Genomic DNA, 20,844 nt, shown 5'->3' on the forward strand with positions numbered 1-20,844 from the left:
GCCACGCCGGTGGCGCAGTTGTTGAGGTGGCAGATGCGCAGGTACTTGCAGCCCAGCACGATCATCGGGCCGGTGCCGAAGCCGAAGCTGTCGGCGCCGAGCAGCGCGGCCTTGACCACGTCCAGGCCGGTCTTCAGGCCGCCATCGGTCTGCAGGATGGTGCGGCTGCGCAGGTCGTTGCCAACCAGTGCCTGGTGCGATTCGGCCACGCCCAGTTCCCACGGCACGCCGGCGTAGCGGATCGAGCTGATCGGCGAAGCACCGGTGCCGCCATCGTGGCCGGACACGGTGATCAGGTCGGCGCCGGCCTTGACCACGCCAGCAGCAATGGTGCCGACGCCGGCATGCGAGACCAGCTTCACCGATACCAGCGCATCCGGATTGACCTGCTTCAGGTCATAGATCAGCTGCGCCAGATCTTCGATCGAATAGATGTCGTGGTGCGGCGGCGGCGAGATCAGGCCGATGCCGGGCTTGGCATAGCGCAGGCGCGCGATCAGCTCGTTGACCTTGTGGCCGGGCAGCTGGCCGCCTTCGCCGGGCTTGGCGCCCTGCGCGACCTTGATCTGCAGCACTTCGGCATTGACCAGGTATTCGGCAGTAACACCGAAGCGGCCAGAGGCCACCTGCTTGATCTTGGAACGCTTCTCGGTGCCGTAGCGGGCGGGGTCTTCGCCGCCTTCGCCGGAGTTGGAACGGCCGCCGAGGCGGTTCATCGCAATCGCCAGTGCTTCGTGCGCTTCCGGCGACAACGCGCCCAGCGAAATGGCGGCGGTGTCGAAACGCTTGAACAGCGCTTCGGCCGGTTCCACTTCGTCCAACGGCACCGGCGTAGTGGCCGGCTTGAGCTGCAGCAGGTCGCGCAGCGCCGAGGTCGGGCGCGAATGCACCGCGTCCATGTACTTGCGCCAGTCGGCCGCGTCGCCGGTACGCGATGCGCGCTGCAGCGTCATCACCACGTCCGGGTTGTACATGTGGTATTCGCCGCCATGCACGTACTTGAGCAGGCCGCCAACTTCCGGCTCGGCCAGATCGTTCCAGGCGCGCACGGTGAGTTCGCGTGCTTCGGTATCCAGCCGTGCCAGGCCAACGCCGCCGATGCGGGCGGCGGTATCCGGGAAGCACAGTTCAACCACGTCCGGATCAAGGCCGACGATTTCGAACAACTGCGCGCCACGGTAACTGGCGACGGTACAGATGCCCATCTTGGAGATGATCTTGCTCAGGCCCTTGTAGATGCCCTTGCGGTAGCTGCGGCCGATCTGCGAGACCTCACCGCCTTTCTTCAGCTGCAGGATGCCGCGACGGCCCAGATCGAACAGCGTCTGGTAGGCCAGGTACGGGTACACCGCGGTCGCACCAAAACCCAGCAAACAGGCCATATGGTGCGCATCGCGCGCGGTGCCGGTTTCCAGGATCAGGTTGACGTCGCAACGCAGGCCGACCTTGGACAGATGGTGGTGCACGGCGCTGGTGGCCAGCAGGGCATGCACCATCGGCCGGTCGGCAACCGGGTAGCGGTCGGACAGCAACAGCATCACCACACCCTCGCGCGCGGCCTGCTCGCACTCGGCGCAGATGCGTTCGATGCCGGCCTTCAAACCTTCCTCGACGCTGTAGGACAGGTCGATCAGGCGGTTGCGTTCGACGTACTGCTCCATCTTCAGCAACTGGCGCAGCTTGCGCTGGCTCAGCACCGGCGAGTTGAGGATGACGTGGTTCACCGTCTCCGCGCCGGCGTGGAAGATGTTGGTCTCCTTGCCGAGCTGGGTGGTCAGCGACATCGCGCAGTCTTCGCGCAGCGGATCGATCGGTGGGTTGGTGACCTGCGCGAAGGCCTGGCGGAAGTAGTCGTACAGCGGCCGGGTGTTGCGGCTGAGTACTGCGATCGGCGTGTCATCGCCCATCGAGCCGGTGGCTTCCTGCCCGGTTTCGGCCAGTGGCCGCAGCACCTGTTCCAGTTCTTCGGTCGTGAGCTGGAACAGCTTGTGGTAACTGCGCAGCGTGGCTTCGTCGAACGGTTCCTCGGCCAGCGAGGGATCGATCAGCTCGGTCTGCAGGTAGGTCACGCCCTGGTGCAGCCATTGCTTGTACGGTGCACGCGCACGGTTGATGCGGTCGATGGCTTCCGAATCGAGCAGGTCGCCGCGCTTGAGGTCGATGGCCATCATCTGGCCCGGGCCAAGCTTGCCCTTGCGCACCACGCGCTCGGTTGGCACTTCCCATACGCCGGCCTCGGAGGCCACCAGGAAGTGGCGGTCGGAGGTCAGCATCCAGCGCGCCGGGCGCAGGCCGTTGCGGTCGAGGGTGCAGGCGGCATAGCGGCCGTCGCAGGCAACGATGCCGGCCGGGCCATCCCAGGGCTCGCTGTTCAAACCATAGAACTCGTAGAAGGCGGCCAGGTCGGCGTCCTTGAACTCCAGCGACTGTGTCGCCGGCGGCACCAGGATGCGCAGCGCCTGGATCAGCTCCATGCCGCCGGACACCATCAGCTCCAGCATGTTGTCCATGCTCTGCGAGTCCGAGCCGTGCATCGAGATCACCGGGTCGAGCTCGGCGATGTCGAACTTCGGCGTCTTCCACACCTTGCTGCGCGCCTGCGCCCAGTGGCGGTTGCCTTCGATGGTGTTGATCTCGCCGTTGTGGGCGAGCATGCGGAACGGGTGTGCCAGCGGCCAGCGCGGCAGGGTGTTGGTGGAGAAGCGCTGGTGGAACACCACCACGCTGGACGCCAGTTCATGGCGCTGCAGGTCCGGGTAGAAGGTGCTCAGCTTGTCCGGCAGCACCATACCCTTGTAGCTGATGGCCTCGGCGCTTAGCGTGGTGACGTAGTAATCGGTGACATCGCGCAGGCTCTGCTCGCTGCGGCGGCGGGCCATGAACAGGGCCAGGGCGAACTGCTCGGCACTCTGCTCAATGCCTGCATCGACGAATACCTGTTCGATCTTCGGCAAGGTGTCGCGCGCCAACTGGCCGCAGACGCTGTCATCGGTGGGAACCTCGCGCCAGCCGCGCGGATGACAACCGGCGGTGCGCAGTTGTGCATCCAGTTCGTCACGACAGCGCTGTGCGGCAGCAGCATCGTGCGGCAGGAACACCACGCCGGCGGCAAAGTTGGGGCCGAGCGCGATGCCGGCTTCTTCAGCCAGCTGGCGCAGGAATACCGTGGGCTTGCGCAGCAGCAGGCCGCAGCCATCGCCGGTCAGGCCATCGGCAGCAACGCCGCCACGGTGGGTCATGCGCGACAAGGCGGCGATGGCGGTATCCACCAACAGGCGCGATGGCTGGTCGTCGAGCTGGGCGACCATGCCGAAACCACAGGCGTCGCGTTCGTCTTGCGGGTCGTAAAGCCCTTGCGGGGTGCGGACTGCCATCTGTGCCTCGATGCGATTCAGGTGAGCGGCGACACTTCAACCCGCTCACTGAGCACGTCATGGTTATCAGATGGTTCGCGCCGTGCTGCCGCACGTGCCGTTGGGATAGAACCCGGCGCGCGCCCTGACGGCGTCTTACGCCCGATCCAAGCGCCCTCGCGCCCATCCAATGCACATGATGTGCTCAACCTGGAGCGCACCTTGAGGTCACCGGATGGTTCGACTAAATCACAGTTGTTGCAGCGCCGCAATACATCGTTGCGAGCGCAACCAAAGCCTTGCCCAGCAAGGCTTTGGCTATACAAAAATCAGCCGCAACGCACGCCGCTGACCATACCTTTCTCATCGATTTCGATGTTCAGGCGCTCGCCGATGAACTCCATGGTGACCGGCTGGTTGGGCTTGAGCACGCGCACGTCGGTGGCGCCGGCGTCTTCCTTGGCCTGGGCCTGCATGGCATCGCTGTAGGCTTGGCCGACCAGACCCTGTACCTGGCTGGCGTCGCAGGCGGCCGGCGGCGGCGGTGTGGCATTTTCGGTGGAAGCGGCGGCCTGAGCGGCCTGCTGCGCCTGGCTCAGTGCTTCGTCCTGTTCTTCCGGCGCCGGACCCTTGCAGGCGCTCAAGGCCAGCAACAGGGCGGCGGTGGCAATCAGGGCGGCGGGGCGGCGCAGGGCGCGCGGCGTCGACGGGAATTGCATTGGAACTCCAGGAGATTGACAGTCGACCCCAAGCATATCGCCAAGTGAAGATGATTTTGACGCCTGGTCGCATCCGGTGACGCGATACTGACCGGCCCGCGATGTGATCGGAGCGCTCAATGGCAGGTCGACGCGCCGCCACGCTGCGCCACAGCTGTGATGGAGATCCCGGTATACGCCGGCTGCGGTCTGGGCGTGGTTTCCGCTACGTCGATGCCCGCGGCCATGCGGTGACGGCTGCCGCCACGCTGCAGCGTATCCGCCAACTGGCCATACCACCGGCCTATACCCAGGTGTGGATCTGTGCCCAGGCCAATGGCCATCTGCAGGCCAGCGGGCGCGATGCGCGTGGGCGCAAGCAATACCGTTACCACCCCGATTGGATACGGATGCGCAGCGACGACAAGTTCGGCCGCATCGTCGCTTTCGGCAAGGCCTTGCCGGGACTGCGTCGCAAGGTGAAAGCGGACCTGAAACTGCCCGGCCTGCCGAGGGAAAAGGTGGTCGCGATCGTGGTGGCAGTGATGGGGCGAACCCTGGGCCGCGTCGGCAACGACGCCTATGCGCGCGACAACCGTTCCTATGGCCTCACCACCTTGCGCAACCAGCACCTGCAGGTCAGCGGTGGCGCGGCGAAGCTGCGCTTCAGTGGCAAGTCGGGACAGCAGCAGGAACTGCACATCGACGATCCCTGGCTGGCGCGGCTGGTGCAGCGCTGCCAGCAATTGCCCGGCCAACTGCTTTTCCAGTATCGCGATGATGAGGGCAGATTGCGTCCGGTCGGCTCCGGTGACGTCAACGCGTACCTGCGCCAGGCGACCGGCGACACCTTCAGCGCCAAGGACTTCCGCACCTGGGGAGGCACCCTGGTGGCGCTGCGCGAACTGGCGCAGCTGCCGTTGCCCGCCAGCGGCGGCGAGCGGGCCCTCACGGCACTGCAGAACCAGGTCATCGCAGCGGTTGCCGCGATGCTGGGCAACACGCCGGCCGTGTGCCGCAAGGCCTACATCGATCCTTGCGTGTTCGACGGTTGGCGCGACGGCAAGCTGGCGCGCCTGAATTCATTGCGCGGGCCACGCCAATGGGAAACGGCGGCACTGCGTTTCCTGCGTGCCGCACACCGCGGCAAGACGGCAATCAGCCGCAACGGATAGCGGTGATGTTGTTGGTTCGGCCGACCTCGATGGTCAGCCGTTCGCCACCGCTGGTGGCCGCTGCAGGTGCGATCGACGGTGTGACTTCGGGTTGGTCACGGCCGCGCACGACATTCACCGACAGGCTGTCACTGTCCACGCGTGCGCCTTCCACGGTATCCGGCGACGCTGCCAATCCAACCGCGCCGCGCACCATGTCGGTATGGCATTGCCCGGAGATGACGCCGTCGATCGGCTGGGGCGCGCTCACATAGCCGGCGGAGCTGCAGGCAGACAAAAGCAGGACGGTGGCGGGTACGGCAAGCAGACGGTACATGGCGGACTCCTGCGTCAAGGGCGTGTTGCCGGAAGCATCGCCGTTGGGCTGTTTGCGGCAGATGAAATACACATCCTGCCTACGCTTTCTTCACCGCGGGTGTCGCGGCTGCTGCGCACACTGGCAGCCCACCTGATAGCGGAAGGAGCAGCGCAATGGCTACCTGCGACGTCTGTGGCAACGACTACGCCAAGAGCTTCACCGTCACCCAAGGCGGTATCACCGGCACCTTTGATTCGTTCGAATGCGCGATACACGCCATGGCGCCGCGTTGCGCCCATTGTGAGTGTGCGGTGATCGGCCACGGTGTTGATGCGAACGGAACCATCTACTGCTGCGAGCACTGCGCGCGTCGTGCCAGCTGAGCGCAAAGGGTGACCCCATGGCTACCACGAAGAAGACAGCAACAACCCCGGGCAAGGCGGCAACCCGCAAGGCAACCAGGAAGGCGAGCAAGCCGGTGAAGGAGACGTCGACAACGGCATCCGCGGACAGCGCCGCGCAACGTACTGCCAGCCGCCAGCGGCGTCTGCAGGAAGACCTGCAGCAACAGGAAAAGCTGCGCAGCGCCACGCCCAGGAATCATGGCAGCGTGCAGGCCGGTACGCGTAAGCAGCCCACCACCTTGCCGGCACAACAGCTGGCAAAGCCCGGCAATGAAGGCGATCTTGAACTGGCACCACGCTATATGGCGCCCGCCTACAAGGGCAGCGGCAAGTTGAAGGGGCTGCGCGCGATCATCACCGGCGGCGACTCGGGTATCGGCCGCGCGGTGGCGGTGCTGTTCGCACGCGAAGGTGCCGATGTCGCCGTGTTGTATCTGAGCGAACACGAGGACGCCAGGGTCACCTGCGACCATATCCAGCAGGAAGGCCAGCGCAGCTTGGCAATCAGCGGTGACGTGCGTGACCCCGCGTTCTGCGACAAGGCAGTACAACAGGTGGCCAAGGCGTTCGGCGGCATCGACATCCTGGTCAACAACGCCGCTTTCCAACTGCATTGCCATCACCTGGAAGACCTGAGCGATGAACACCTGCAGGAGACCCTGCAGACCAATATTGCTGGTTACATCCACATGGCGCGGGCCGCGCTGCTGCATATGCGCGAAGGGGCCAGCATCATCAATACCGGCTCGGAGACGGGCATCTTCGGCAGCAAGTCGCTGATTGACTATTCGGCAACCAAGGGTGCGATCCATGCGTTCACCTTGTCGCTGGCCAGCCAGCTGCTACCGCGCGGCATACGCGTGAACTGCGTGGCGCCTGGGCCGGTGTGGACGCCGCTGAACCCGGCCGACAAGGTGGCCGAGGACGTGGCCGAGTTCGGCAAGGACAGCGACATGGGCCGGCCGGCGCAGCCGGAGGAACTGTCGCCGGCCTATGTTTTCCTCGCATCACCGATCACAGCCAGCTACATCAGCGGCGCGATCCTGCCGGTGATGGGTGGCCCGCGCGGTTGATGGCAGGCTCAAGCCTCTTTCCCGCCGGCCCTGCTCCTTGGCTGCATAGGGGGGAGGGCCACAGCCCCCTCCCTTTCGCGTAGCGAAGGGGAGGGTTGGGGAGGGGTAGCTTTTGACCGGGTAGAGCCGAGCCATGCTCGGCTGGGGCATACCGGGAACGCGTCTGCCGAGCATGGCTCGGCTCTACCGAAAACCAACCCCCTCCCAACCTCCCCCCTTGGCTGCGCCAAAGGGGAGGGGCCAAAGCCTCCTCCTTGCCGCCGCGCGCAGGCAGGGACCCAAGCCGTTCATTCCTCGCCGATAATCCACCCAGCAATCAACGCAGGAAGATCCGATGTCACAGCAGGAAAGCTGTCGTGTTCTGGTGTTGGGCGGTTACGGTCATTTCGGCGCGCGCATCGTGCGTGCACTCGCCATCACGCCGGGCATTGAAGTCATAGCCGCTGGCCGCAATCCAGCGCAGGCCGCAGCCAATCTCCCAGGGGTGGATCTGGCGACCATCGAGTTGTGCCGGCTGGATGCTGCCGCGGCAGATTTCGAAGCACAGCTGGCGGATACGCGAGCGGACTTGGTCATCCACACCGCGGGGCCCTTCCAGGGCCAGGGCTACGAGGTGGCGCAGGCGTGTCTGCGTGCCGGCATGCACTACATCGACCTGGCAGATGGCCGTGACTTCGTTGCCGATTTCCCAGAGCACCTGCAGGCGCTGGCGCAGCAGGCGCAGCGCAGCGCCATTACCGGTGCCAGCACCTTGCCGGCGCTGTCCAGCGCGGTGGTTGATGCGCTTGCGCCGCAGTTCGAACAACTGCACAGCATCGACATGGTGATCGCGCCGGCGCAGGCGACGCCGCTGGGCATGGCCACGGTGCGTGCGGTGCTGTCGTACTGCGGCAAACCTTTCCAATGCTGGATAGATGGCCGCTGGCAGACGCAGCTGGGCTGGGCCAAGCCACAGCCGGTGCACTTTGCCCGCATCGGCCCGCGCCTGGCCTCGCCCTGCGATGTGCCGGACCACACGCTGCTCGTGCAGCGCTACCCGGGTGTGGCAACGGTGCGCTTCCGCGCGGCACTGGAGTTGCCGTTCCTGTCGCGTTGCCTGGCAGCCATGGCATGGCTGCGCGGGCATGGCCTGCCTTTGCCGATGGAAACACTGGCCGGTGTGTTTGCCCGCGCCGGGCGCTGGTTCGACCGCTTCGGCACCGATCTGGGTGGCATGCGCATCACCCTGCGCGGCCAGCGCGCTGGACTGGAGCATCGCCTGCACTGGGACCTGACCGCCCCCATGCTGCATGGCCCGGAGATACCGACGTTTGCCGCCGTGCTGTTGGCACGCCGTTTCGCCCGTGGCGAAGGGCTGCCCAGCGGCGCCCACACCTGCATGGGCCTGCTGACCCTGGCCGAGTTCGAAAGCGAATTCGCGCGTTGGCAGATCGATAGCGAGGTCAGCTGAATCATTCAGTCTGGCGACGGGCAGGGTGCCATTCGGGCTATTGACTACAAATGTAGGCAACTCTACCTTGACGACAAATGTAGTCACGGAGACGGCCATGCGCCGCAAGACCATCGGGGACCAGGAACTGGCCCTGCTGCAGTACATCGGAGAGAACGAACCCACCAGCGTTGGCGAGGTTGCCGCACGCTTTGGTGAGTCCCGCGGCCTGGCCCGCTCCACGGTGTTGACGATGATGGAGCGTCTGCGCACCAAGGGCTACCTGCAACGCGAACACGACGAGGGCGTGTACCGCTACAGCACCACCGCCGAGCAGCAGGAAGTGGTCAACGGTGCGGTCGGCAGCTTTGTCGAGAAGACCCTGCAAGGCTCGATCTCGCCGTTCGTGGCGTGGATGTCGGAAAAGGCCGAGGTCAGCGACAACGAGCTGGCCGAACTGGAAGCGCTGGTCAGCAAGCTGCAATCGCAGCGTCGGGAGGATTGAGCCATGTCCCTTACCCTTGAGTTGTTGGGCAGCCGCTTGCTGGCAACCAGCGTGCAGACCGTGTTGCTGGCCGCCGTGGTGTGGCTGCTGTGCCGCTACGTGCGGCGCCTGCCGGCCAGCACCCAATGTGCCTTGTGGTGGCTGGTGGCATTGCAGGCCGTGGTCGGCGTGTTCTGGGCATCCCCGCTGCAGCTGCCGCTGCTGCCGGCCGTGGAGGCGGCGCCGGTGGTGTTGCAGGCGGCGGCACCTGCGGTAGCAACGACAACCACGCCCATCATCGTGATGCGGCCCTTGCCGGTAGACAGCGGTTGGTCGTGGAGCCTGGTGTTGATGGCGATGTGGCTGGCCGGCGTGCTGGTGATGGGTTTGCGTACCGTGCTGGCGTTGCGTGCCAGCCGCGCCCAGCTGCGTGCTGCGCAGCCCTGCCGCGACCACAAGCTCAACGCTGCGCTTGCACTCGCCGCCGATGCGCACGGCCTGCGCCGCGCACCACGGCTGATGCTGAGCAATGCGATCGATTCGCCGCAGCTGATCGGGCCGTGGCGTCCGGTGCTGCTGTTGCCGGCACGTGGACTGGAGCGCATGGGGGATGACCAGCTGGACATGGCATTGACCCACGAACTGGTGCACCTGCAACGCCACGACCTGTGGTTGGGCCTGGTGCCTGCGCTCGCCCAACACCTGTTCTTCTTCCACCCGGTGGTGCATCTGGCTGCCCGCGAATACGGCATCGCCCGCGAAGCGGCGGTGGATGCCGCCGTGGTCGCCGGTGACCGTCACTGCCGTCAGCACTACGGACGCCTGCTGCTGCAGCTGGGCGTTGCCCCCCGGCCCAGCGCTGGCCTTGCCAGCGCATCGCCGACCTTCCTCAGTCTCAAACGGAGATTGCTCATGTTGCAGGACACCTCATCGTTTCCGCGCGCTGGTGCGGCACTGATCCTGGCGGTTGTCGCGCTGGTTGGCGTGGCGCCGTTGCGACTGGTCGCCATGCCTGCCCCGCCAGCGCCGCCCGCACCGCCGGCCGCTCCGGCAGTGCCTGCAGCACCGGCGGTGCCCGCCGTCGCTGCCGCCCCGGTAACCCACTCCGTGGTGCGCACGGTAGTCGACGGTACGGAGCTGCCTGCCGTGCCGCCGGCGCCCCCGGTCCCCCCGGCCCCGCCTGCAGGTCTTGTCGTGCCCCCTGCACCCCCGGCCGCGCCCGCGGAACCGGCGGTACCGGCAGCACCGGTCAGCACGCGCGGCGTGATCCACTTGTCGGATGACCATAACGCCGATGGCTATGTGCTGGTCCGTGGCAATCACAACGTCATGAATGGTTCCGTAGCCCGGCTGCGCGAGGCGCAGCGGCTGGACAAGGGCAACGGCGTACTGCTGGTGCATCGTGATGGCAAGCGCTATGTCGTGCACGACGCCAGCACCCTGGACCGTTTCGAGCAGCTGTATGCCGAGACCGAGCGGTTGGGTGATGCGCAAGGTCGGTTGGGTGACCAGCAGGGCCAACTGGGTGACATGCAGGGCGCAATTGGCGAGCGCATGGGGGAAATCGGCGCACGTATCGGCGAGCTGGCGTCGAAGCAGGCGGTGCTGGCCTTGAGCGGCGGTGAGCGGACCGAGGCACATCGCCGCGCATCCGAGCAAGCACGGCGTGAGATGGAACGGGCACGCCAGGAAATGGATAACCCGAAGATGCGCGCGGAGATGCAACGCCTGGCATCGCAGCAGGCAGCGTTGGGCCGGCAGCAGGCCGAACTTGGCAGGCAGCAGGCCGCGGCCAGCGCCAAGGCCAACCGCGACGCGGAGCAGATGATCCAGCAGGCGATCCGCAGTGGAATAGCGCAGCCGATCGATGGCTGATGTCTTGGGAGGGCTTGCTGGTCTCTGGCTCTGGAGCCACGGCTTGAAGCACCCCTCCCCAACCCTCCCCTTGGCTACGCCAAAAGGAGGGAGCCAAGCTCTGCCCCCTCCCTTTGGCGCAGCCAAGGGGAGGGTTGGCGAGGGGGAGGCTCTTGAAGTGAAGCGAGGCGAACAACAACAAACTCAGCGCTCGGCCTCCAACGCCAACTCCGCCCGCTCATCCGCTTCTGCCTGCACCAATCGCAGGAACAGCTGCGCCAAGGTCACCACGTCCTGGTGGTTGTGTTCACCAACACGGCGCAGGTTGCGCGCGCTGCCACCGCGTAGATAACCCAACCACGCTGCAGGCGCTTCCGAGCCGGGCAAATCATCCTCGCGTGCGATCAACAGCAGCTGCCGCTCGATGGTTGCCAGGCGACAGTTTTCCCAGGTGCCGCGATAACGGCGGCGGGTGGGGAACAACAGGTCCACATGGTCCAGCGCGGAGATAGGATCACCGCGACGGGCCAATCGATAACGTGTCTTCAGCAGTGGCGCGTCATAGCAGCGGCCGTTGTAGCTGGACAGCACCGTGCTCGGCGCCAACCAGCTGGCAAACAATTCCAGCATCGCGCTCTCCGCGCCCATCGTCGACATCAACAGCTGGCGCACGCGCAGGCCTTCGCCGCGCGCTGCATCGTGATGCCAGTCGGCGGCGCCGATCATGAAGGCGCGGGTGCCGGTGCCACCCGCAAGGCCGGTAGTTTCGGTATCGAAGAACAACAGGTCCTGCGGCGCGACGGATTCTTCCGGACGCTTGCTGAAAGCCAGCGACAAGGGCTGAGCGGGAATAGGCTGCGGGATGAAGGCTTCGATCAGATGCAGGCCGGGGGCGATCTTGGTGCCGGGCAGATCACGATCCACCGGCCCGCGCTCGACCGGCGAAGCGGGCGCAATTGCGCGATTGCGTGTGGCCAGCAAGCGTCGCAACGCCGCGCCATCCTGCGGCGGTGCAGGCTTGTGTTGGATCTGGTCCACCCAGCCAAATACAGAAGCGTCCTGCTTCGCTTCCCGAAGGAACGGCGTTGGCCGCGAAGCTGGCAACGCATCCGCAGCCGGCGTAGAACCGGTTGCATCCGCAGCAACAATGGCCGCTACAGCTTCCACCATCGGTGGCTTCGCGGCTGCCGCCGCTCCTGCAGTAGCAGCGGGCGCGCCGGCTGCAGCAGGCGCCGCCGTCGACAGCCCGGCCTGCTTGCGCAGGGCCTTCAGTTTGTCCAGGCTGATGCTCATGGCAGCAGGTCTAGCGCCTCATCCATGACAACAGCGCGCACCTGGTCACAACGTTCGGCGGATAGCAGCGACAACACCTTCAAGGCCAGCGAGCGCGGTGTCTCGCCCTTCTGCTCTTCCTGCGCGGCCAGCACCGGGCCGACACAGGCCGGGCAACCCGCATTGCAGTCGCAGCGCTCCACCAGTTCCAAGGCACGCGTAACCAATTCGCCCTGACGCTGCCACAGTGGCTCGCTGAGGCCAACGCCGCCGGGGAAGTTGTCGTAGAGATAAACCGTCGGCACGAAACTCTGCATCAGTTCCACCGAGCCTTCGCCGGCTTCGTTGCCGCGCAGCTGGCCACGGCCGGTCTGGTCGGCTACTGCAAACCACGCACCATCGCCGTTGCCCACCGCCTTCTGCAGATCGCGCGCATCAGCCATCACCGCAACGGTGGCGACGATATGCAGCGCATAGGCTGCACCGAGGAAACCGTCCAGCGCATCCTGCTTCTGCGCGAAGCTGCGCAGTAGCGTGGCCTGCGGCAACTGCCACCACACCGCGGTCGTGTGCAGCTCCTGGTCGGGCAGGTTGACCGGGCCGTAGCCGATGTTTTCGTGCGTGTAGTAGCGGATCTTCTTGTAGCCGGCGACGCGCCGCACCACATGCACTTCGCCATGGTGTGAATCACCGCGGCCAGCGCCATTGCCGTCGAAGCGGTCCAGCACCTTGAGCTTGGTGTAGTCGATGCTGTCGGTGTAATAGTCCACGTGCGTGCGGGTGACGTAGGCCTTGCGGCCATCCCAGTCCAGCCGCTCCACCTGGTACGGCGTGCTCTGCACCATGTGGATGGCGCCTTCGTACAGGGTGAGCGCGGCGGCGGAATAATCCACCTCGGCAATGATCTGCTGCTTGCCGTCGCTGCGGTCCACCACCACGAAGTTGCCATCGGCCACCGCGCGCAGGCTCACCGCATTGGCGGGATAGCTGTCGGCGATCCACTCCCAGCGGTCGCCTTCCTGGTGCACCACTTCGGTTTCGGCCAGCGCCTGCAGGAATACCAGCGGGTCGATCGGGCCGAACGGTTCGCCGGCCAGGAACGGCAGCTCGAACGCGGCGCAGCGGATGTGATCGAACAGGATCAGCGGCTGGTCCGGCGAGATGCGCGCGTGCTCCGGCGTGGCATTGGCGAAGAAATCCGGATGCCGCACCACGTACTGGTCCAGCGGCTGGCTGCTGGCCACCATCACGCCCAGCGCCGCCTGCTGGCGACGGCCGGCGCGGCCGAAGCGCTGCCACGTCGCGGCGACGCTGCCGGGATAGCCATTGAGGATGACCACGTCGAGCGCGCCGATATCCACGCCCAGCTCCAGCGCCGAGGTGCTGACGATGCCGTCGATGTTGCCTGCGCGCATCGCCCGCTCCACCTCGCGGCGCTCGGTGGGCAGGTAACCACCGCGATAGGCGCGGATGCGTGCCGGCTTGCGCGGGTCGTTGTCGAAGATGTCCTTCAGGTACTTGGTCAGCACCTCGACCATCAAGCGCGTCTGCGCGAACACCAGCGTCTTCAGCCCGCTCTTGATCGCGATGCGGGCAATGCGGTTGGCCTGCGAACGGGCGGACGCACGCAGGCCCAGGTCCGGGTTGATGACCGGCGGGTTCCACAGCAGCACGTGCTTGGGTCCGGTGGGCGCGCCGGATTCGGTGATGGCGTGGACGCGCTCTTCGACCAGCGCCTCGGCATGCGCATGCGGGTTGCCGATGGTGGCCGAGCACAGGATGAATTGCGGTTGCACACCGTAGAACGCGCAGATGCGCTTGAGCCGGCGCAGCACATTGGTGACATGGCTGCCGAACACGCCGCGATAGGTGTGGATCTCGTCGATCACCACATAGCGCAGGTTCTCGAAGAACTGCGCCCACTTGGTGTGATGCGGCAGGATGGCCTGGTGCAGCATGTCCGGGTTGCTGACCACGATGTCACCGTGCAGGCGGATCGCCTGCCGCGCATCGCCGGGGGTGTCGCCATCGAAGGTGAACGCCTTGACGCCCAGATCGCCGGCACGGTTGAGCTCCAGCAGCTCGGCCACCTGGTCCTGCGCCAAGGCTTTGGTTGGAAACAGGTAGAGCGCCTTGGCATTGCCCTGCATCGCCGCGCTGACCACCGGCAAGGTGTAGCACAGCGACTTGCCCGACGCGGTAGGGGTGACGATGGCGACGTGCTCGCCACGCTGGCTGGCGTCCCAGGCCTCGGCCTGGTGCGAGTACAGTTGCTCGATGCCGCGCGCCTTGAGAGCCGCCTTCAGTGCCTCGGGCACGTCATCCGGAATGGGCGCATAGCTGCCCTCACGGCCGGGGATGGTGAAGCTGCCGGTGACCCGGTCCTTGTAGCGCCGCGCCAGGCGTTGGCCGAGCAGCGAACCGTCACGCGAGGGCAGGCCATCGGTGGTTGCCAGCGCCCGTTCGCTGGCTTCGGTGCGGGGAGCGAGGGAAAACGCCATGCACGGACTGCCGATCAAAGAGCCCTATGGAAGCATATTGGTGTCTCACGCGGTGAGACCGGCAGGTACAAGACATGCTGAACGCGTCGCGCCGTCCCAACGGAAAGTGAAGCACCGCCTGCGTATGCTGGCGCCAACGCACAACAGGCTGGGTGGATGGTTGTGGCAACACAGGCAGGATGGAGCACAGTATTGGCCGGCATGATGTTGGCAGGGATGGCACAGGCACAGCAGCCGGTGCCACAAGGCGCGCCCGAACCGCCTGTCGGCACGCAAACGGGCCAGCCCGAGCCTGCCAGCGATGCGCAGCCCGCAGCGACGGATGTGATTGAGGTACCTGCGCAGGGCAACGTCACCACCCTGGGCGAGGTGAAGGCCATCAAACCCGAGGACGACCAGCCGCTGGACCTGTACCGCTTCAAGAACCCGGTGCAGGCGCAGCCCAACCGCTTCAGCAAGAACTGGAGTGAGCCGCCCACCCCGGAGCAGGTTGGCATGAGCGGCGGTTACCTGATGATGGGCATCGGCTATGGCCTGCTGAAGGCCGCGCAGGGCCTGAACAAGATCACCGGCGGCCCCGACCAGATCCAGTCGGCCATTGCCCGGCCACCGCCGGAGCTCACGCCTGAAGAGCAGCAACGGGCAGCGGCGATCTGCGCACAGCAAGGCTGCGATCAAACGGGCAACGGCCGCTGATCAGCCAGAATCGTGCGCATCGGCGGGCACTTGGCGTCTAATATGCAGATGAAAGCCCCGCAGCAACGCAAGCCGTCACAAACCGCCGCAAAGCCCGCTCCCGCCGCCCGCCTGCATCCCCGCAACCGTCACCAGGGTCGCTATGACATGGCCCGGTTGCTGGCAGCGAACCCGGCCTTGAAGGGCTATCTGGTACGCACTCCAGCGGGCACTGACAGCATCGATTTCAGCAACCCGGCCGGCGTGCGCGAGCTCAACCGCGCGCTGCTTGCCAGTGACTACGGCATCCAGCAGTGGGATATCCCGGACGGCTATCTGTGCCCGCCGGTGCCGGGCCGGGTGGATTACCTGCATGGCCTGGCTGATCTGCTGGCGGCGGACAATGGCGGAACGATCCCGCGGGGTCCCGGCGTACGTGCGCTGGACATTGGTGTTGGCGCCAACTGTATCTATCCGTTGCTGGGGCAGGCCGAGTACGGCTGGCGTTTCCTCGGCAGCGATATCGATACCGGCGTGCTGCAGGCCGCCGATGCCAATGTGCAGGCCAACCACCTCGGTGAGCGCATCGCGCTGCGCCTGCAGCCTGCGCGCGGCAATCTGTTCGCCGGCCTGCTGCAGGCCGATGAGCGTTTCGAGCTGACCCTGTGCAACCCGCCCTTCCACGCCTCGGCCAAGGAGGCGGCACAGGGCAGCCAGCGCAAGCTGCGCAACCTGGGTGGCACGCAGGCACGCGCCAGCAAGGCGCCGGCGCTGAACTTCGGCGGCCAGGCCAACGAGCTGTGGTGCACCGGCGGTGAGGCGTCCTTCCTGCGGCGGATGATCCGCGAAAGCGTGGACATCCAGCAGCAGGTGCTGTGGTTCAGTTCGCTGGTGGCCAAGAGCGAGCACCTGGCCGATATCCGCAAGCAGCTGGGCAAGGCGGGTGCTGCCGAGGTGCGCGAAGTGGCGATGGCACAGGGCAACAAGCAGAGCCGCTTTGTTGCCTGGAGTTTCCACTCAGCCACTGCTCGCAAGGACTGGTTGCAGCAAGCGCAGGCGTGAACCGTTGCACCTACAGGCACCGTAGCCTCTGTAAGCAGCGTAGCCCGGGTAAGCGCAGCGCACCCGGGGTTGTTGGCTGGCTGGCCGGAAAGAACGTCTGATCGGCGCTTCCCTCGCACGCTGCGCTTACCCGGGCTACGGTGAATCAGGCCGATACGCCTGCCAGCACCGCGTACATCACCACGAAGGTGACCAGGAACAGATAGATGCCGCCGATGAAGGTGTAGCGCAGCAGGGTCAGCACCGGGTTGCCGCCATAGACGCGCTGCTGCATCCAGAACAGATACACCGGCACCGCAAGCCACAGCAGCACGTACAACCAGCCGCAGATCGAGCTGACCACCGCATTGCCGATCGCGCCGCTGATACCGGCCATCAGGAAGGTGGTCAGCAGCACCAGCATCAGCCAGCAATGGCTGTACAGCGCCACCACCAGGTGTTCCAGGTAGCCCATCGATCGACCTACATAGGCGATGCGCAGCACCAGCGCGAAGATCGGCATCAGGAAGAACAGCGCGCCGGGCAGTGCGGTGAGGATGGCCTGCACATACAGATCGGTCTTGCTGCCCATGCGGTCGACGTTGGCCTGGCCATTGGCCAGACGGCGGTTGAGCCAGTTGCTGACGAACGTCGGCCAGCCCTCAAGCACGATCGGGTTGGTCTCCGCATCCCAGGGTTTGCCGTTGACCGGGATGTTGATGAAGGTACCCCGTTGGCCGGACGCGGCGCGCGCGGCGGCGCGGTTGGCACGCGCTACCGCCGAGGCGCTGGCGCTGGCGTCAGGCTGCACGTTGGCTTCGATCTCGGCCGTGCGCTGGGCTGCTGACGCATTGATCGCTGCGGTGGCCATCGCAAAGGCGGCGGCCGCGGCAGGGTTGCTCATTTGCTGCTGTTCTATCTGCGCCATCTGCGCGGTGCGCACGGCCTCCACCTCGGCCACGGTCTGCGCCTTGGCATAGGCGGGGTCGGCATTGGTACCGGTGCCAAAGTCATCGGTATGCAGGGTCAGCTTGCCGACGAAGAAGGTGAAGAGGGTGAGGATGACGAACAGCCGCAGTGGCTGCACGTAACCCACGCGCTGGCCCTTGAGGAAGTTGACCGTCACCCGTCCCGGCACCAGCAGGTCGCGCAGGGTGCGGAAGATGCGGCCATCCAGATGCCAGAACGACTCGAATACTTCCTCCACCGCATGCCCGAAATTCTTCAGCGGGTTATGCGCCGACTGCCCGCAGCCATGGCAGAAGTGGCCCTGTAGCGGCGTGCGGCAGTTCTCGCAGCTGCCATGTTCTGAAGTGGAGGGCACTACGTCGGACTGGCTCATGGGCGGGCGCGGCGGGCTGCAGGCAGAAGCCGCATACGATAACGGGCTTTGCCGAGTCTGTTCAGTGGCAGCTCAATAAAAAGCCAGAACGAAGCAAAGCCGGAGCCGAAACCGAACCGGAACGAAGTAGAGCCCCTCTCCCGTTTACGGGGTGAGAGGGGCAGTTTGCGAACCACCGGTTCGCTGCCCCTCGAACGCCCTTGCGCCAGCGCAAGGGCCGGGGCGCGGAGCGGGGGTTGGGGTGGGGGGAAGCTCTTCGCTAGCAGACCCCAAAACCCTGCCCCAGCACTCAACCTCCGCGAACCTTCCGATGCCACAAGGCATTGACGATCACCCAGCGCCCATCGAACCGCCCATCTGCAGATGGTCGATGAACCACGGGCTTTCCAGCCGCACGGTCGCAATATCCTCATCCACCTGCAGCACCGTCACCGTTCGCTGCCACTGCTCACGCGGTGTCTTCAAGGCGCCCTCGCGGGTAAAGCGGATCAGTTCATCCGAACTCATCCGCCCCAACCCCAGGGTTTCATTCGCATTGGCAACGATGTTCCGTTTGGCCAGATCCGGATGCAGCGCCCGCGTCACCCGTGCCACGTCGCCTTCCAGCTGTCCGTCCATATAGTCGTACGCGGTGGCCTCGATGGCCTGCAGCGTGGCCGCATCCGGTGGCGCCGCCATGGCGTTGCCGGCAAGGCAAAGCATTGCCACGACAAACACGCGTAGTGCAGGGGACCGCATGGCCGGTTCCTAAAGTATGTAGTTTGTGGTTTTCATAAAAACGAAATTGGTGTGCCATACATCCAGTAAAAATCAACAAATAAGGTCTCTGAGTTGAGCGGCCCATTTTAGATCTTCGTTTCCCGGAGGGGCGATTTCGCAGTACTTAGAGGCGAAATTAACTTTATCTTCTCCGGTCTTAAATATATCCAAGATCAGATGCTGATCTGATATTTTATAGTCAAGAGCCTCGTGCGAATATTTTGCGTTTGCATTATGTGCGGATCTGCTTAGGATCTCTCTGGCTGCAGTGGAGTTCGCTCTCGTTTCAGAAGATAGTGACTTCAGTGTGCTACAGAAGTAAGCGGCGTCAAGGGCGTCTTCAATGCTCGTTGGGGACCTCGACTTGTTGCTCCATGCGTCAGCGAGAATGACTTCACTTGAGCCTTTTTCCCTGGCTAGCCTCTTGAAGAAGAGTCGTGAAGTTCCTTCCTTCTTTGCAAATTCTGGAGTTTCGTCGTCAGTGTCGATAAGGCAGATAATCGTGCCTTTGATACTCCCGCGGTAGTCTTTTTCAGACATGGGGGTCTGGAGGCGATCGTGGATACGGATCACATCTGAATATCCACCGACAGGAAGTATGCGAATCTTATGCTCGGTGGATAACCCGATAATATGATCTAGATATATTTTGTCAGACAGTCCTTCGCAGATGATCCAAGAGTATGGGGTGTCGCTTAGCAAAGAGGAAAATATAGATTGAACAAGGTCGTTGTACCCTTTGAGGGCTGCATCGATTGGGAATTTTCCATCAGTTGTTCTTATTTTGTCTTTTATTGACTCCCTGTAGGAGGAAAGGTCAATAGTGGATATTTCGACGCTATCATCCGTTTTCGATATATGGTGAGCATCGCCGTTTGTGCAGAGCGGAAGAAACCCATACCAATGAGTCGTGACCAGTACCTGTGCGTGGGGTACTACGGTTTTTGACAACGAAGCTACCTTTTCGAACTGGTCGTGACAGGACGATACATGTAAAGAGGCGTCCGGTTCATCGATCGCTACAATTACATTATTCTTTCTGTCCTCTTTTCTTAGTAGAAACGACTTTATAGAATCAATCAGTGCCTGCCGTTTCTCGCCCGAGCTCAAGCTGGATAGAGGGGTTAGTCCTGTTGCGGATTCTTTGTGCAACGATTTTGAAGAGAAGTAGTGGTCAAATACTCGCTCTGCCAAGTTTTCGGTCGAGATCTTTATTTGTGGTCCGTGATATTTGTAGTTGCTGAGATGAGTGTTCAGGTCATCCATGTATTTTGTGAGTTCGTTGTGAATTTTATCTATGCTTTCGTTGCCAATGGCCTTAGCCACCTGTAGTTGTAAACTCTCGTCTAGAAGATGTTGAACTTGTCGCTGTCCGAGTTTTGTAAATAGTTCTGCATCAACTTCCACTGGGACGTAGAAATATTTGTACGTTTTCTCGATTGCTTTGCTTATGTTCTTTAGCTTGTCTGTGATAGGTTTATCTGCAGCGACATCCAGTCCGGATCGTATTCTTTGCAGGTTTTCAAACGGGCCGAGGAATGTTCGCTGTGGTTCGCTGTCATTGCGGCCAAGGGGTATGATTAATTTTGATTCCAGCTGCTGTTCGTTCACGTCTAGAAATATTTTGAAATCTCGAAGCGCGGGAGATAGGAATGATGAATTCGACTCTCTAAGTTCTTCTCTGATCAGTGAATCGATCCTCTCGGCTTGTTGCTTGGCAACATAGGGTAATGTTGCGGGGGGAGAGTTTTTACTGATGGCAAATACGGGGCAAATGAAAGGTGTTTTGTCATCGGGCAGTGCCGTGTTTGATTTATATGCCGAATTTATGCACCAAGTTCCGCCGTTGAAGTACTTGTCAAGTGCGTCAAGTATTCCGCTCTTTCCCGCCCCATTCTGGCCGATGTAAACAGAGACAAGTTTCCCAGGTGTACTGATCGGGATAAATTTTGTTGCGCGATAGGACTTGTATCCTCTAATAAAAACGCCAATTAGCACGGCAGGGCACCTTTTATTCTGATTTGAAATGATTTGGAGGATGTTCGCCTGGGCAGTCTTTGCCGGGACGCTTGAGCGAAGCTCAGGGGTCTTGTTGGAGCGATAGCTGCGATAGATATTCTATGGAATGCGCTCCTTCGCACCGTCCATTGATTGCACCGAAGGTTTCAGCAACATTCTTGGCGATATGCGTGGATGCAGGGATCGTGGCGCGCGCAAATTCGAGTTGGCCAGCAGATAGAGATGCTGCCTTCGTCTCTAAGAAACGTGATACGGCAGTCTGAGGATCAGGATCGGAGAGGCCTGATTGAAGGCTGGAATCTGAATTAGTGCGAATCTGCTTGTCGAAAAAGTAACTTTCCATGTGTCCCCCTGTGGCTCTGATTCAGAGCCGGACATGCTTAAGCTTCCCTTACTTTAATAGGCAAATCAACGACGTCCCCCCGGCCTGAGTAGAGGTCGGGTTTAGAGTCCGGTTTTGATCTTAT

At 63.3% G+C, this 20,844-nt stretch carries 17 protein-coding genes; 8 read left to right on the forward strand and 9 right to left on the reverse strand.

What is annotated here, in order from left to right:
* Together gltB and RT460_RS17675 are read right to left on the reverse strand one after the other, a co-directional pair.
* Positions 1–3,374: glutamate synthase large subunit (gene gltB, locus RT460_RS17670; protein ID WP_313320842.1), on the reverse strand; the 3,374-nt coding region annotated here is incomplete at its 3' end.
* 308 nt (positions 3,375–3,682) lie between these two features.
* A complete protein-coding gene (locus RT460_RS17675; protein WP_313320843.1) occupies positions 3,683–4,072 on the reverse strand; it encodes an I78 family peptidase inhibitor in 390 nt (129 codons plus the stop codon).
* Positions 4,073–4,191: 119 nt separating this feature from the next.
* On the opposite strand from RT460_RS17675, the gene RT460_RS17680 reads away from it, so the two are divergent.
* Positions 4,192–5,226, forward strand: a complete 1,035-nt coding sequence (locus RT460_RS17680) for a DNA topoisomerase IB (RefSeq protein ID WP_313320845.1) — start codon at positions 4,192–4,194, stop codon at positions 5,224–5,226.
* Here the strand turns inward: RT460_RS17680 and RT460_RS17685 are convergent.
* A complete protein-coding gene (locus RT460_RS17685; protein WP_313320847.1) occupies positions 5,210–5,542 on the reverse strand; it encodes a hypothetical protein in 333 nt (110 codons plus the stop codon). The genes RT460_RS17680 and RT460_RS17685 overlap by 17 nt on opposite strands.
* Before the next feature lie 155 nt (positions 5,543–5,697).
* On the opposite strand from RT460_RS17685, the gene RT460_RS17690 reads away from it, so the two are divergent.
* From RT460_RS17690 to RT460_RS17710, 5 genes are all read left to right on the forward strand, one after another.
* Positions 5,698–5,907 carry a hypothetical protein gene (locus tag RT460_RS17690; protein ID WP_313320849.1) on the forward strand — a complete coding sequence of 70 codons (210 nt, stop codon included), beginning with the start codon at positions 5,698–5,700 and terminating at the stop codon, positions 5,905–5,907.
* A gap of 17 nt (positions 5,908–5,924) precedes the next feature.
* On the forward strand, positions 5,925–7,001 hold the full coding sequence (locus RT460_RS17695; RefSeq protein WP_313320851.1) for an SDR family oxidoreductase: 1,077 nt from the start codon (positions 5,925–5,927) through the stop codon (positions 6,999–7,001).
* A gap of 334 nt (positions 7,002–7,335) precedes the next feature.
* Positions 7,336–8,451, forward strand: coding sequence for a saccharopine dehydrogenase NADP-binding domain-containing protein (locus RT460_RS17700; protein ID WP_313320853.1), 1,116 nt, complete (start codon positions 7,336–7,338; stop codon positions 8,449–8,451).
* A gap of 97 nt (positions 8,452–8,548) precedes the next feature.
* A complete protein-coding gene (locus RT460_RS17705; RefSeq protein WP_313320855.1) occupies positions 8,549–8,935 on the forward strand; it encodes a BlaI/MecI/CopY family transcriptional regulator in 387 nt (128 codons plus the stop codon).
* A 3-nt stretch (positions 8,936–8,938) separates the two neighbouring features.
* Positions 8,939–10,789: a M56 family metallopeptidase gene (locus tag RT460_RS17710; RefSeq protein ID WP_313320857.1), complete on the forward strand. Its 1,851-nt coding sequence runs from the start codon at positions 8,939–8,941 to the stop codon at positions 10,787–10,789.
* A gap of 183 nt (positions 10,790–10,972) precedes the next feature.
* Here RT460_RS17710 and RT460_RS17715 read toward each other — a convergent pair whose 3' ends face one another.
* Both RT460_RS17715 and RT460_RS17720 read right to left on the reverse strand, forming a co-directional pair.
* Positions 10,973–12,061: a ribonuclease H-like domain-containing protein gene (locus RT460_RS17715; protein WP_313320859.1), complete on the reverse strand. Its 1,089-nt coding sequence runs from the start codon at positions 12,059–12,061 to the stop codon at positions 10,973–10,975.
* Positions 12,058–14,541: a DEAD/DEAH box helicase gene (locus tag RT460_RS17720; RefSeq protein WP_313320861.1), complete on the reverse strand. Its 2,484-nt coding sequence runs from the start codon at positions 14,539–14,541 to the stop codon at positions 12,058–12,060. Before RT460_RS17720 ends, RT460_RS17715 begins: the two co-directional genes overlap by 4 nt.
* A 201-nt stretch (positions 14,542–14,742) precedes the next feature.
* Here RT460_RS17720 and RT460_RS17725 point away from each other — a divergent pair, with 201 nt between their 5' ends.
* Positions 14,743–15,237: a hypothetical protein gene (locus RT460_RS17725; protein ID WP_313320863.1), complete on the forward strand. Its 495-nt coding sequence runs from the start codon at positions 14,743–14,745 to the stop codon at positions 15,235–15,237.
* 42 nt (positions 15,238–15,279) lie between these two features.
* Entirely contained in the window at positions 15,280–16,278 is a 999-nt protein-coding gene (rlmF, locus tag RT460_RS17730) for a 23S rRNA (adenine(1618)-N(6))-methyltransferase RlmF (RefSeq protein WP_313320865.1), read from the forward strand.
* Positions 16,279–16,423: 145 nt separating this feature from the next.
* Here the strand turns inward: rlmF and RT460_RS17735 are convergent, their stop codons facing one another.
* The 4 genes from RT460_RS17735 to RT460_RS17750 form a co-directional block, all read right to left on the reverse strand.
* Complete coding sequence (locus RT460_RS17735; RefSeq protein ID WP_313320867.1) at positions 16,424–17,599, reverse strand: DUF3667 domain-containing protein; 1,176 nt, start codon at positions 17,597–17,599, stop codon at positions 16,424–16,426.
* Between the two features lie 330 nt (positions 17,600–17,929).
* Positions 17,930–18,337, reverse strand: a complete 408-nt coding sequence (locus RT460_RS17740; RefSeq protein WP_313320869.1) for a nuclear transport factor 2 family protein — start codon at positions 18,335–18,337, stop codon at positions 17,930–17,932.
* A 72-nt stretch (positions 18,338–18,409) separates the two neighbouring features.
* Positions 18,410–20,356, reverse strand: coding sequence for an AAA family ATPase (locus tag RT460_RS17745; RefSeq protein WP_313320871.1), 1,947 nt, complete (start codon positions 20,354–20,356; stop codon positions 18,410–18,412).
* Positions 20,357–20,438: 82 nt separating this feature from the next.
* Complete coding sequence (locus RT460_RS17750) at positions 20,439–20,720, reverse strand: hypothetical protein (RefSeq protein ID WP_313320873.1); 282 nt, start codon at positions 20,718–20,720, stop codon at positions 20,439–20,441.
* Between the last annotated feature and the right edge of the window lie 124 nt (positions 20,721–20,844).

It is taken from the genome of Stenotrophomonas sp. (assembly GCF_032061965.1).
In the GTDB taxonomy this organism is placed as follows: Bacteria; Pseudomonadota; Gammaproteobacteria; order Xanthomonadales; family Xanthomonadaceae; genus Stenotrophomonas.